Origin of the sequence: Pseudokineococcus lusitanus, from assembly GCF_003751265.1 — a bacterium.
Lineage (GTDB): Bacteria > Actinomycetota > Actinomycetes > Actinomycetales > Quadrisphaeraceae > Pseudokineococcus > Pseudokineococcus lusitanus.
Genome location: NZ_RJKN01000008.1, coordinates 58001 through 70764, shown reverse-complemented (window position 1 = coordinate 70764; position 12764 = coordinate 58001). Strand labels below are relative to the sequence as shown.

Annotated in this window: 12 protein-coding genes; 8 read left to right on the top strand and 4 right to left on the bottom strand. The window is 78.4% G+C overall.

The window, feature by feature from the left end; translation table 11 throughout:
• Positions 1-271 precede the first annotated feature (271 nt).
• The 8 genes from EDC03_RS14575 to EDC03_RS14540 all read left to right on the top strand — a co-directional run bounded on the left by EDC03_RS14575 (position 272) and on the right by EDC03_RS14540 (position 9342).
• Positions 272-2122: a laminin G domain-containing metallophosphoesterase family protein gene (locus EDC03_RS14575; protein WP_158674322.1), complete on the top strand. Its 1851-nt coding sequence runs from the start codon at positions 272-274 to the stop codon at positions 2120-2122.
• Between the two features lie 205 nt (positions 2123-2327).
• Positions 2328-4337, top strand: a complete 2010-nt coding sequence (locus tag EDC03_RS14570) for a serine hydrolase domain-containing protein (protein ID WP_123381083.1) — start codon at positions 2328-2330, stop codon at positions 4335-4337.
• A gap of 55 nt (positions 4338-4392) precedes the next feature.
• Positions 4393-5709, top strand: a complete 1317-nt coding sequence (locus EDC03_RS14565; protein WP_123380992.1) for a sensor histidine kinase — start codon at positions 4393-4395, stop codon at positions 5707-5709.
• On the top strand, positions 5706-6377 hold the full coding sequence (locus EDC03_RS14560; RefSeq protein WP_123380991.1) for a response regulator transcription factor: 672 nt from the start codon (positions 5706-5708) through the stop codon (positions 6375-6377). Before EDC03_RS14565 ends, EDC03_RS14560 begins: the two co-directional genes overlap by 4 nt.
• Before the next feature lie 258 nt (positions 6378-6635).
• Positions 6636-7421 (top strand): hypothetical protein, encoded by a 786-nt coding sequence (locus EDC03_RS14555; protein ID WP_123380990.1) that lies wholly within the window; start codon positions 6636-6638, stop codon positions 7419-7421.
• Positions 7418-7855: a phage holin family protein gene (locus EDC03_RS14550; RefSeq protein ID WP_123380989.1), complete on the top strand. Its 438-nt coding sequence runs from the start codon at positions 7418-7420 to the stop codon at positions 7853-7855. The genes EDC03_RS14555 and EDC03_RS14550 overlap by 4 nt, the downstream gene beginning before the upstream one ends.
• Positions 7852-8472 carry a DUF3618 domain-containing protein gene (locus EDC03_RS14545; RefSeq protein WP_123380988.1) on the top strand — a complete coding sequence of 207 codons (621 nt, stop codon included), beginning with the start codon at positions 7852-7854 and terminating at the stop codon, positions 8470-8472. The genes EDC03_RS14550 and EDC03_RS14545 overlap by 4 nt, the downstream gene beginning before the upstream one ends.
• 114 nt (positions 8473-8586) lie before the next feature.
• Positions 8587-9342 carry a ZIP family metal transporter gene (locus EDC03_RS14540; RefSeq protein WP_123380987.1) on the top strand — a complete coding sequence of 252 codons (756 nt, stop codon included), beginning with the start codon at positions 8587-8589 and terminating at the stop codon, positions 9340-9342.
• 6 nt (positions 9343-9348) lie between these two features.
• Here EDC03_RS14540 and EDC03_RS14535 read toward each other — a convergent pair whose 3' ends face one another.
• The 4 genes from EDC03_RS14535 to rpsN all read right to left on the bottom strand — a co-directional run bounded on the left by EDC03_RS14535 (position 9349) and on the right by rpsN (position 12764).
• Positions 9349-10722: a glycosyltransferase gene (locus EDC03_RS14535; RefSeq protein WP_123380986.1), complete on the bottom strand. Its 1374-nt coding sequence runs from the start codon at positions 10720-10722 to the stop codon at positions 9349-9351.
• A gap of 49 nt (positions 10723-10771) precedes the next feature.
• Positions 10772-11041 (bottom strand): DUF2277 domain-containing protein, encoded by a 270-nt coding sequence (locus EDC03_RS14530; protein ID WP_123380985.1) that lies wholly within the window; start codon positions 11039-11041, stop codon positions 10772-10774.
• A 170-nt stretch (positions 11042-11211) separates the two neighbouring features.
• Entirely contained in the window at positions 11212-12411 is a 1200-nt protein-coding gene (locus EDC03_RS14525; protein WP_123380984.1) for a DUF418 domain-containing protein, read from the bottom strand.
• A gap of 47 nt (positions 12412-12458) precedes the next feature.
• On the bottom strand, positions 12459-12764 hold the full coding sequence (gene rpsN / locus EDC03_RS14520) for a 30S ribosomal protein S14 (RefSeq protein ID WP_123380983.1): 306 nt from the start codon (positions 12762-12764) through the stop codon (positions 12459-12461).

The window sequence follows — 12764 nt, the reverse complement described above, 5'->3', positions numbered from 1 at the left end:
CCACGAGGTCCTCCGTCCGTGACGCCCCGGCCCCGGGCAGGCCGGAGGGAGCGGCGGGCGGGGGCGGCTGCGTGCACGCCCTCCCATCGGGCGGGCACGGCCCCGCCTGAGCCGGTGCGACCCCGGGGCGGGGGCGCGGGTCACCCGGTCGGTCGCGTCCCACCACCCGACCGGCCCGACGACGTTCATGCCCCGGCCCACCCGACGTCCGGCGGCCGTCGCCCGGTTCGTCCACCGTCGCGGCATCTGCCCGGTCACCGAGAGGACCGCCATGCCCGCCCGCCGGACGCTGCGCACCGCCGCCGTCGCCACCGCGCTCACCGCGCTCGTGCTGCCCACCGTGGCCGCCGCCGTCCCCCCCGGCGCCGCCGAGCCGCAGCGCCTCACCATCGCCGTCGTCCCCGACACGCAGTACCTCTTCGACGGGCAGGGCCGCGGCGACGCCGCCCCGCTGGCGGCGGGCCTCGACTGGCTCGTCGAGCACGCCGAGGAGCGCGACGTCGTCTTCACGGCCGCGCTCGGCGACCTCACCGAGGGCGGCGACGCCGACCAGATGGGTCGCGTGGGCGAGGTCTACGAGCGCCTCGACGACGCGGGGATGCCCTACGCCGTCCTCGCCGGCAACCACGACGTCGACGGCAGCCGCACCGACGCCGAGCGGCTCGGCACCCCCTACCTCGACGAGTTCGGCCCGCAGCGCTTCGCCGACCAGCCCACCTTCGGCGGTGCCGACGAGACCGGCTACAACACCTACAACGTCGTCCCGGCGGCGGGGCGCGACTGGCTCGTGCTGTCCCTGGACTGGCGCATGTCGGACGCCTCCTTCACGTGGGCGCAGGACGTCATCGACGCCCACCCCACGAGCCCCGTCGTCCTGACGACGCACGAGCTCGTCGCCGACGGCGGGGGCGGCGTCGCCACGCCGTCCGCCTACGGGCAGCAGCTGTGGGACCGCCTCGTGGCCGCCAACGACCAGGTCTTCCTCGCGCTCGGCGGCCACTTCTGGCCCGTCGCCCGCACGACGGCCCGCAACGACGCCGGCCACGACGTCGAGATGCACCTCGTCAACTACCAGGAGCGCTACTACGGCGGCGCCGGGATGATCCGGCTCTACACGATCGACCTCACCGAGGACCGGGTCGACGTCGAGACCTTCTCCCCGTGGGCGCAGCAGCAGGCCGAGGAGGGCAACCCGCTGGCGCGCCCGCTCGCCCGCCCGACGACGCCCGGCGAGCGCGCCGTCGACCAGTTCTCCTACCCGCTCGACGCCGACGAGCGCTTCGCGGCCTTCACGCCCGACCCCGCGGGACGCGAGCCCGGCGCCCCCGTGGCCGACTCGCTGGTCGACGGCGTCGTCGCCTACTGGCGGCTGGGCGACACCGGCCGCGGCCGCAGCAGCGACGGGCGGCCGCTCGCCCCGACCTCGCCGACCCTGCGGGACCTGTCCGGCTCCGGCAACGACCTGCGCCTCGTCACGCTCCCGGAGGGCGACCGCCGCTCGGTGCTCCTGTCCGACGACGACGACCCCGACCAGCCCGGGTCGGGCAGCCTCCGGCTCGTCGGCGGTGTGCCGGGCGGCGGTGCCTACCTGCGGACGGTCGAGGGCGCCCCGCTCGACGACCTGACCCTCGCCGACGGGTACACCGTCGAGGCCTACGTGCGGCTGCCGGAGGGGTGCTGCGAGGGCGACCGGGCGTGGTCCGGCTTGCTCGGCCGCGGGGCGTCCGGCGTCTCGGCGGGCAAGTCCGGCGGCTACGACCCCCGGGCCTCGACCGCCACGCTCGCCTTCTCGCCGAGCCGCCAGGTGCAGTGGGAGATGTACCCCACCAACCGCGACGACGCCGTGACCAGCTGGAGCCACGAGCTCGAGGCCGGCGTGTGGCGCCACCTCGCCGTCGTCAACGACGGCACCCGCACGCGGATGTACGTCGACGGCGCCCCCATCGCCCGCGACCCGGGCCTCGACGCCGTCGGCATCGCGGGCGCGGGTAGCTCTTGGCTCGTCGGGGCGACGACCTTCGACGAGCAGGTGGAGAAGACCTTCGACGGCTGGGTGGGCGACGTCCGCATCGCCGACCGGGCCCTCGCGCCCGAGGAGTGGCTGGTGCGCCCGGCGCGCTGAGGCCCGCGGGGTGTGCGCGTCGATGTGACGGCCTGCCGTCAGATCGACGCGCACACCTCCGACCTCGCGGCCGCCCACCTCCTCCGGAGGTCGGAGGTGGGGTGCCTGCCCGCGCGGGACGACCCCGCGCCCGCCCGTGGCGAGGCTCGTCGTGACCGCAGGACCGGCCCCGCGCCGGCCCGCCGCCCGGCACGAGGAGCCCGCCATGACCACCCGCACCACGTCACCGCCCGTCCGCCGCCGTCGCGGCGCCACCGCCCTGGCCGGCGCCGCGCTCGTCGCCGTCCTCGCCGGCTGCGGCGCCCCCGCGGCCGTGCCCCCGCCCACGCCCGCCCCCGTCGTCACGGCCGAGCCCACGACGGCGGACGTCGACGCCTGGCTCGACGGGTACCTGCCCGCCGCGCTGGAGCGCGAGGGCATCGCCGGGGCGACGGTCGCCGTCCTCGCGGACGGCGGGCTCGTCACCGCCCGCGGCTTCGGCCTGGCCGACACGGGGCGGACGGCCGACGACGGCGCCGTCCCGAGCGGCACGCCCGTCCCCGTCGACGCCGAGGCGACGCTCTTCCGCGCCGGCTCGGTCTCCAAGACGGTCACGGCCCTCGCGGTCGCGCAGCTCGTCGCCGACGGACGCCTCGACCTCGACGTCGACGTCAGCGAGTACCTCGACTTCCCGGTGCCGCGCGGCTACCCGCAGGACCTCACGCTGCGGCACCTGCTGACGCACACGGGCGGCTTCGAGGAGCGGGTCGAGGGCGTCCTCGCGACGGACGGCCCGGTCGACCTCCGCGAGCACCTCGCGACCGACCCGCCCGCGCAGGTCTTCGCCCCCGGGACGACGCCGGCCTACTCCAACTACGGCAACGCGCTCGCCGGGTACGTCGTCGAGCGGGTCACCGGCACGCCCTTCGCCGAGCACGTGCAGGAGGCGGTCCTCGACCCCCTGGGCATGACGAGCTCGACCTTCGCCCAGCCGCTGCCCGACGACCTCGCCGGCCGGCTGTCCCGCTCCTACCCCGACGCCGCGGGCGCCCCGACGCCGTTCGAGTTCGTGGGCCCCGCCCCGGCGGGCGCGCTGACGACGTCCGGGCCCGACATGGCGCGGTTCACGCTGGCGCTGCTCGGCGACCTGCCCGGCACCGAGGACGTCGTCGGCGACGAGGAGCGCGCCCTGCTCCTCGCGCCCGCCGCCGACGAGGAGGCGCTCGGCGACCTCGCCGCCGGTCCTCTGCCGGGCCTCGGCACCTTCGACGAGAGCCGCGGCGGCACCCAGGCGTGGGGCCACGGCGGAGACACCACGCACTTCCACAGCCAGCTGCACGTCCTGCCGGACGCCCACGCCGGGATCTTCGTGTCCTTCAACAGCTCCGGCACGGACGCCACCGCGACCGTCGGCCTGCGCCGCGAGCTCGTCGAGGCCTTCGACGACCGGTACGTCGTGCGCCGGGACGCCGTCGAGCCCGTCGCCGCGCGCCCCGACCCGGGCGGCACGGCCGACCGCGCCGCCGCCGTGGCCGGCCGCTACAGCGACACCCGCGGCTCGGCGACGACGTTCCTCGCCGCGCTGCCGGCCCTCGGCGGCACGACGCTGACCGCCCTGCCCGACGACCGCCTCCTCGCCACCCCGGCCCCCGGCTCGGTGACGCCCGCCGTCTACGAGGAGGTGCGGCCGTGGCTGTGGCGCGAGGTCGGCGGCGAGCGGCTGCTGCCGGTCCGCGTCGAGGACGGCGCCGTCGCCGCCGTCGGCTACGAGGGCGCCTTCACGCTCCGCCCGGCGACCGTGGCGGAGCAGGTCGGCCTGCCCGTCCTCGTCGTCTCGGCCCTCGTGCTGCTCGTCGCCGTCGTCGCGGTGCCCGTCGGCGCGGTCCGCCGTCGGCGCCGGGGCCGGCCCGCCGCCCCGCGGGGGCTGCGGGTGCTCCGGGGGCTCTCCCGCGGCGCCGCCCTCGCCGGGCTGCTCGCGCTCGTCGGGTGGGTCGTCGTCGTCCAGGCGGTGATGTCCTTCACGGCCCTGCCCGCCGCGCCGCTGCGGGGCGTGCAGGCGCTGCAGCTGCTGGCCGCGGTCGGCGTCGTGCCGGCGGCCGCCCGGGTCGCCGCCGAGGTCCGCGCGCGCGCCGGCCGGTGGCAGGTGGTCGGTGCGGTCCTGCTGCTCGCGGCGCTCGGCGCCACGGCGTGGCTGGCCGTCGCGCTGCGGCTGCTCGCCCCGTCGGTCAGCTACTGAGGCGCGGGCGGTGCGCGGGGACGGGCCCGGCGGCGGCGGGCGCCAGGATGGGCGGGTGACGCGGTGGGGGGCGACGGACGACGGACCCGTCGACGTCTCCCGCGGCCGCCTCGACGACCTCCTCGAGGAGCGGGGCGTCCGGACGGTCCTCGGGCGGGACGCCCTCCTCGCCGTGGTGGTCGTCGTCCTGACGACGGCGATCACCCTCGCCCTGCCGGCGCTCCTGCCGGCCGACCTCCTCGGGCCGGAGGAGGCCTCCGTCCACCGCGGGAGCGCGGGGTGGCTCGCCGCGGTCGCGGCGGTCCAGGGCGCCGCCCTGTGCGTGCGACGCACGGCGCTCCCGTGGTGCCTCGCCGCCGTCGTGGGCTGCCAGGCCCTCCTCGCGGCCGTGGCCCCCGAGGAGACGCTGCGCGCCCTCGCGCCGGTGGTCGCCTGGTACACGGCGGGCGTCCTGCTCACCGTCCGTCGGGCCGGGGCCGCCCTCGCCGTCGCCGTCGTCGTCGAGACGGCGACGGCGGGGGTGGCGGCCGCGACGACCGGCCAGGACGTGGCCACGTCCGTCGGTCTCAACGCGCTGTCCGCCGCCGTGAGCGGGGCCGTGGCCGTCGCCGTCGGGCTCCACGTCGCCACCCGGCGGCGCTACCTGCACCTGCTGCGCGCGGAGGCCGCCGCCGCGGAGGCCGGTCAGCAGGAACGGGTCCGGGCGGCCGTCGCGGCCGAGCGCTCGCGGCTGGCGCGCGAGCTGCACGACGTCGCCGCGCACCACCTCTCGGGCATGGTCGTCCAGGCGGCGGCCGTCGAGCGGCTCGTGGGGCGCGACCCGGCGGCGGCCCGCGAGGGCGCGGCCTGGCTGCGCGAGCAGGGCAAGCAGACGCTGGCCGACCTGCGGCAGGCCGTGGGGCTGCTGCGCGGTCCCGCGGGCGAGCCCCTGGGCGACGCCGCCGCCCGGGCCCCGCTGCCCGGCCTCGACGCCCTCGACGACCTCGTCGCCCAGGCACGGGAGGCGGGGGACGCGCTCCTCGTCGACGTGCCGCCCCGGCTGCCCGTGCTGCCGCCGCTGGCGGACGCCTCGGTCTTCCGCGTCGCCCAGCAGGCCCTGACCAACGCCCGCCAGCACGCGCCGGGCGCGCCCGTGCGGCTGGCGCTCGCCGTCGCGGGACCCGAGCTGGCGCTCGACGTCGTCAACGGGCCGGCGGCCGCGCCCGGCGTGCGGGGCGGCGGCACCGGCCTGGCGGTGATGCGCGAGCGCGCGGCGCTCGTCGGCGGCCGGCTCGCCGCCGGGCCGACGCCCGACGGCGGGTGGCGCGTCACGCTGCACGTGCCCGTGCCCGACGGGCCCCGCGACCCCGGCGACGAGGAGGTGCCCGCATGACCCGCGTGCTGCTCGTGGACGACCAGGCGGTGGTGCGCGCGGGCTTCCGCGTGCTGCTCGAGGACGCCGGCGACCTCGAGGTCGTCGCCGAGGCGTCCTCCGGCGCCCAGGCGGTGGCCGCCGCGCGGGCCGTGCGCCCCGACGTCGTCGTCATGGACGTGCGGATGCCCGGCGGCGACGGCCTGACGGCGACCCGGCGCATCGTCGGCGAGCACCGCGGCGAGGACGGGTCGCGGCCGCCGGCCGTCCTCGTCGTCACGACCTTCGACCTCGACGAGTACGTCTTCGGCGCCCTGGAGGCGGGGGCCAGCGGCTTCCTCCTCAAGGACTGCGAGCCCGAGGAGCTCGTGGCGGCGGTGCGCCGGCTGGCCGCCGGCGACGGCCTCGTGGACTCCGCCGTCACGCGGCGGGTCATCAGCGAGTTCGCCCGCCGCGCACCGGCTCCTGCTCCCTCGGCCCCCGAGGTCGACCTCCTGACCCCCCGCGAGCGCGACGTCGTCGTGCTGCTCGCCCGGGGCCTCACCAACGCGGAGATCGCCGCGGAGCTCGTCGTCGAGGTGAGCACGGTGAAGTCCCACCTCGGGAGGGCGATGACGAAGCTCGGCACCGCCGACCGGCTCCAGACGGTCGTGTGGGCCTTCCGCAGCGGGCTGGCCGTCCCCGGCTGAGCCGGCCCCGGACGGGGCGGGACGCGGGCGCTGCGGGCCGTCCGAGGTGCAGGCCGCACGGCACCGGGCCATGGTGGGCGCGACCGGTCGTGCAGAAGCGCGCGACCCCCGTCGACCCCGTGGCCCAGCAGCGGCGCCCGGACCGTCGACGCCCCGGGCCCCGGTCCCCCACCCCTCCCGCGCCCTCCGGCGCGTCGTCGTGGTGGGCACCGACGACCCAGCGGGCGCGACCCGCCCCCTCGGAAGGACCCCAGGCCCATGAGCCACGACAGCACCGACCCGTCCGCGGCCCACCGCGCCCCGGACCCCCGCACCGGCAGCACCGGCAGCACCGGCTCGGACGCCTCCGCGACGGCGTCCGCCGCCCGCGACGAGGCGCAGCAGCGCGCCGGCCAGGTGGCCGGCACCGCGAAGGACGCCGGCTCCCAGGTCGCCGGCACCGCGAAGGACGCCGGCCGCGAGGTCGCCGGCACCGCCCAGGCCAAGGCCGCCGACGTCAAGGACGAGGCCGCCGCCCAGGCGAAGGACCTCTACCGCGAGGGCCGCAGCCAGCTCACCCAGCACGCCGGCGAGCAGCAGCAGCGCGCCGCGCAGGGCCTGCGCGCCGTGACGACCGAGCTCCGCGGCATGGTCGACGGCACGGACCAGCAGGGCCCCGTGACCGACCTGGCGCGCCAGGCGGCCGACCGCGTCGACGAGGCCGCCCGCTGGCTCGGCGACCGTGACACCGACGGCCTCCTGCGGGACGTCCGCTCCTTCGCGGCCCGGCGCCCCGGGGCCTTCCTGGCCCTCGCCGCGGGCGCCGGCCTCCTCGCCGGCCGCCTGGCCCGCGGTCTCAAGGACGCGTCCGACGACAGCTCGTCGTCGACGACCGCCGGCACCTCCACGGGCACCGGCACCACCGCCGCCCCCACCTACGGCACCGCCGCGGTGGGGACGACGACGGCCACCGGCGCCGCCGGCACGACGACGACGCCCGGCGCCCCGACGCTGCCCTCGCTCGCGGACACCACGTCGGCCGACGTCCACCGAGGGGTCCTGTGAGCACCCCCGCCGACGGCCCCCTCCGCACCGCGCCGGGCACGGGCGGCGACGACCACCGCTCCATCGGCGACCTGCTGCGGGCGGTGACCGAGGACCTCTCGACACTGCTGCGCCAGGAGGTCGCGCTCGCCAAGGCCGAGGCCAAGGAGTCGGCGTCCAGCGCCGGCAAGGGCGCAGGCCTGCTGGGCGGAGCCGGCGTCGCCGGCCACTTCGTCCTGCTCTTCCTGTCCGTCGCCCTCTGGTGGGGCCTCGGCACCGCCATCGGGAACGGCTGGTCCGGTCTCGTGGTGGCCCTCCTGTGGGCCGTCGTCGCCGCCGTCCTCGCCGTCGTGGGCCGGCGCTCGCTGAAGTCCGCGAAGGGCCTCCCGCAGACGCAGGAGACCCTCCAGAAGATCCCGAACGCCGCCAAGGGCCACGAGGAGCAGAACCGATGAGCCAGTCCCCCGACGAGATCCGCGCCGAGATCGAGCGCACCCGCGCGGCCCTGTCCGCCGACGTCGACGAGCTGGGCCACGAGGCGAGCCCCTCGACGCAGGTCCACCGCCAGACCGACAAGGTCAAGGGCCGGGTCACCGACCTCAAGGAGCGCGTCATGGGTGCCGCCCACGACGCGTCCAGCAGCACCGGCTCGGCGACGTCGTCCGTCAAGGACGCCGCGGCCGGCGCCCCGGACCAGGTCAAGGCCCGCACCCGCGGCAACCCCCTGGCCGCCGGCGTCATCGCCTTCGGGGCGGGCATGCTCGCCGCCGCGCTGCTCCCGACGAGCCGCAAGGAGCAGGAGGCCGCGCAGCAGGCCAAGGAGAAGGCGCAGCCGCTCGTGGAGGACGTCAAGGGCGCCGCCACCGACGCCGCGCAGCAGCTGAAGGAGCCGGCGCAGCAGGCCGCGCAGTCCGTCAAGGAGACGGCGCAGTCCGGGGCCCAGGAGGTCAAGGACGAGGCGTCGTCGCGGGCGCAGGACGTCCGCGGCGAGGCGCAGGACCAGGCGCAGCAGGTCCGGGGCGAGGCCCGGGGCCAGGCCGAGGACGCGCGCCGGCAGCACGGCCAGCACTGACCGCACCACCGCACCACCGTCCCGCCGGCGTCCGCCGGCGGGACGAGCACCCGCAGGGCCCGGCGCCGCGCGCGCCGGGCCCTGCGTGGCTGACGAGACCCGACGGAGGACGACGTGCCCGGATGGCTCGAGGCCGGCCTGTGGGGGCTGGGCGGCGGGGCGGCGCTGCTCGTCGGCGCGCTCGTGGCGTGGAAGGTGCGGGTCCCGCAGCCCGTCGTGGCGCTCGTCATGGCCTTCGGCGCCGGGGTCCTCATCTCCGCGCTCGCGTTCGAGCTCGTCGAGGAGGCCACGGAGAGCGGCGGTCTCCTGCCGGCGGCCGGCGGGTTCCTCGCGGGCGCCGTCACCTACGTCGCCGCCAACGCGGCCCTCGCCCGGCGGGGCGCCCGGCACCGCAAGCGCTCCGGCGGGCAGCAGCCCTCGGAGGGCGAGCAGGGCGGAAGCGGCACGGCCATCGCGCTCGGGGCGCTGCTCGACGGCATCCCCGAGTCCGTGGTGCTCGGCCTGGGCCTGGTCGGCGGGGGGACCGTCAGCCCCGCGGTGCTCGCGGCCGTCGTCATCTCCAACGTGCCGGAGGGGCTCTCGAGCTCGGCCGGCATGAAGCGGGGCGGCCGCAGCGCCCGGTACGTCTTCGGCGTCTGGAGCGGCATCGCGCTGGCGAGCGGCCTGTCCGCGACGGTCGGCTACCTGGCGCTGCAGTCCGCGTCGCCCGCGGTCGTCGCCTTCATCACCACCGTCGCGGCCGGCGCCATCCTCGCCATGGTCGTCGACACGATGGTCCCCGAGGCGGTCGAGCGCACCCACCTGCTGACCGGCCTCGTGACGACGCTGGGCTTCCTCACGGCCTTCGGCGTCGACCGGCTGGGCGGCTGACCGCCCTCACCAGGGCTGGCGGACCCGGTCGCGCCGGCGGCGCTGCCGGGCCTGCACGGGCGGCCGCGGCGTCGTCCCCCCGACGAGCTCCTCGAGCAGGCCCGCCCCGCGAACGGGCGCGTCGAGGGCGGCGTACTCGGCCGCCAGCGCCCGCGCGCGCGCCCGGTAGCGGGGGTCGTCGAGGACGCGCGCGACGGCGCGCGCCACCTGGCGGGCGGACGGCGTCTGCGTGCGCAGGTCGAGACCGGCTCCCGCCCACGCCACCCGGGCGGCGACCTCGGCCTTGTCCTCGCTGCGGCCCGCCACGACGAGCGGCACCCCGGCGGCGAGCGCCGCCTGCACGCCGCCGTAGCCGCCGTTCGTCACGACGACGTCGACGTGCGGCAGGAGGTCGGGGACCGGCAGGAAGCCGCCCACGCGGACGTCGTCGGCCCGGGCGGCGCGCTCCGGGAGGGCGAAGGGCAGCGTCGTGCGGCCCACCACGCCGGTGCCCACGACGACGAGGTACCCGTTCCCCGTGAGCCCGCGCACCGCCGGTCGCAGCAGCTGGCCGGGGTCGGTGGCCACGGTGCCCTGGGTCACGAGGACGACGGGGCGCCCCGCCGCGTGCGCCGCCGACACCTCGGCCTCCCACGGCGGGCGGGCCCGGCGCAGGCCCGGCGGCACCGGGGGCGCGAGGTGGCCGAGGAAGCGCAGGGACCCCGGCAGCGCGCGCCGCGGGTACTCCAGGGAGGGCACGCCCGACTGCAGGTGGAGGAAGGGCGAGACGGGGCCGAGCTGCACCCCGGCGGTGTGCTCCGGCAGGCCCAGCCCGCGACGCTCCTCGGCGAGGGCGTGGACGGCCCGCCGCATGACACCGCGGTGGACGACGGCCTCGAGGGCGAGGACGCGGCAGCGTCCCAGCCGCCCCCGCGGCGGCGGCAGGCCGAGGCCGTAGGGCGCCGTCTCGCCGTCGTGCAGGAGGAGGGGCGAGACGCCCACCGTGACGAAGGGCGCACCGCCCCGCTCGTGGGCCGCGCGCAGGGCCTCGGCGAGGCCGACGTCGCCGACGACGACGTCCACCGGCGCCGCGGCCGCGGCGGCCTCGAGGTCGGCCACCCAGGCGGGCAGCGTCCGGATGAAGAGGTGCTCGAGGTCGGCGGCCAGCCGGAGCACCTGGGGCGACCAGCGGCCCGGCTCGCGGCGCAGCCAGGCGGCGGCGGCCTCCTCCTGGCCCCCCGTCAGCGGCAGGTGACGGGCCCCGGCCTCCTCGACGAGCGGGCGGTGCGCCGCCGCGGTGAGCCAGCGCACGTCGTGGCCCCGGGCGACCAGCTCCCGCACGAGCGGCAGGAGCGGCCCGGTGTGCCCCTGCAGGGGGACGGTGGCCACGAGCACCCGCACCGGCGGAGCGTCCCACAGGGGCGCCGCCCGGCGCCGGAGGACGCGGGGGTCAGGAGGCGAAGCGTGCCGCGGACCGGGCGCGGGCCTTCTCGGCCTCCACCTCGCGGTCGCGGGCCGGCGCGGAGGTGACGAGCCCGTCGAGCAGACGGGCCGTCGCCGCCTCGACCTCGGCGACGGCCCGGGCGAAGACCTCCGCGTTGGCCTGCGAGGGCCGGGTGGTGCCGGCGAGCTTGCGGACGTACTGCAGCGCCGCCTCGTGCACCTCCGTGGGCGTGGCGGGCGGCGCGAGGTTCTGCAGCGGCTTGATGCTCCGGCACACGACGGGCTCCTCCCCGCGCGTCCGCGCGGGCCTCGGGGGCGCGGCGCGGCCGGGGCCGCGCCGTCGGGACCCGACCAGCGTCCGCCGGGCAGGTGACGGGGTCAAGGGGTCGTCGGCGAGGTGGCAGCCCCTCGTCGCGCTCTTCCGCGTCGAGGGGCTGCCACCTCGGCTCAGCGGGCGCCGAGGGCCCGGGCGGCGCGCTGGGTGACGGCCTCGAGCGGCCCGCGGCCCCAGCGCCGGACCCAGAGGTGGGCGGCGAGCAGGACGACGGCCACGACGACGCCGTAGACCCCGACGGTGAGCGGGACGCGCCCCGGCTCGCCCACCCGGGCGGCGAGCCCGAGGCCCCAGCCGTAGCAGAGCACCGAGGCCACGAGGTTCTGGAGCACGTAGCAGGACAGCGCCGTCCGGCCGACCTCGGCGAGGCGGCGCCGCGCCCACCCCGGCGCGCCGCGCCGCCGGACCACCTCGACGACGAGGGCGAGGAGCCCGAGCGCGACGACGGGCGCCGTCCCGTACCGGGTGAGGACGACGCCCGCCGCGGGCCACCCGAGGCCGAGGGCGAGGTCGACGACGAGCGCGACGGCACCCGCGACCAGCAGCCGGCGGCGCAGCCCGGCCCCGCGGTCCTCGAGGAGGCCGGCGCGCAGGAGCCGGGCACCGAGCAGGAAGGCGGCGACCGTGAGCGCCGTGATGAAGACCGGCTCGGCCCGGAAGAGGACGAGGTTGTCGAGGCGGTGGGCGACGAGGTCGAGGAACGAGCCGTCGGCGTACACCGCCGCCTCGGCGGCGAGGTCGGCCTCCTCCTCGGGGCTGACGTCGCCGGGCGGGACGAGCGCCAGCGCCAGGCCCACCGCGGCGAGCAGCAGCGCGTGCACCGCGAGCGCGACGGTGAACCACGTCCGCTGGGCCCGCTCCGACGTGGCCAGCAGGTACGCGACGACGAGACCGACGACGGCGTAGCCCATCAGCACGTCGAACTCGGCGAGCAGGAGGAAGTGCAGCGTCCCGTCGAGCAGGAGCAGCCCGGCCCGTACGGGGTACCGGCCCGGCCAGGGCCGGCCCGCCCGGAGCGCGGTGCGGCGCTGCAGCTCGAGCCCGACGCCGAAGAGCACCGTGAGCAGCCCGAGGAACTTGCCGGTGGCGAGCTGCTGGCAGACGAGCTCCAGCGCGCGCCAGCCGGGCGGCGTCCCGTCGGCCGTGCCGACGACGTAGCCGGCGAGCCCCGCCGACGCCGTGAAGATCCAGACGTTGGTGGCGAGGGTCCCGAGGATCGCCAGACCGCGGGCGACGTCCAGCGCGGCGTACCGGCCCGAGCGGGCGGACCCTCTCGGGACCGTGCCCGCAGCAGGGGGTCCGGGCTCCGTCACGGGCGGCCATCCTGCCGGGCCGCCCGCCGGCCGCGGGCCCCGCGCGGCTACCAGCTGGACTTCGTGATGCCCGGCAACTGCCCGTCGAGGGCCATCTGCCGGAACCGCACGCGCGACAGCCCGAACGTCCGCAGGTGACCGCGGGGGCGCCCGTCGACGGCGTCGCGGTTGCGCAGCCGGGTGGGGCTCGCGTCGCGCGGCATCCGCTGCAGCGCGAGGCGTGCGGCGGCGCGCTCCTCCTCGGTGAGGTGCGGCGAGACGGCGGTGCGCTTCAGGACCGCCCGTCGCTCGGCGTGCCGAGCCACCACCTCGCGCCGCTGCGCGTCCTTCGCGACCTTGCTCTTCTTCGCCAT

Coding starts and splice junctions, on each gene's coding strand:
- EDC03_RS14575 (WP_158674322.1), top strand. CDS start 272: ATGCCCGCCCGCCGGACGCTGCGCACCGCCGCCGTCGCCACCGCGCTC.
- EDC03_RS14570 (WP_123381083.1), top strand. CDS start 2,328: ATGACCACCCGCACCACGTCACCGCCCGTCCGCCGCCGTCGCGGCGCC.
- EDC03_RS14560 (WP_123380991.1), top strand. CDS start 5,706: ATGACCCGCGTGCTGCTCGTGGACGACCAGGCGGTGGTGCGCGCGGGC.
- EDC03_RS14555 (WP_123380990.1), top strand. CDS start 6,636: ATGAGCCACGACAGCACCGACCCGTCCGCGGCCCACCGCGCCCCGGAC.
- EDC03_RS14545 (WP_123380988.1), top strand. CDS start 7,852: ATGAGCCAGTCCCCCGACGAGATCCGCGCCGAGATCGAGCGCACCCGC.
- rpsN (WP_123380983.1), bottom strand. CDS start 12,764: ATGGCGAAGAAGAGCAAGGTCGCGAAGGACGCGCAGCGGCGCGAGGTG.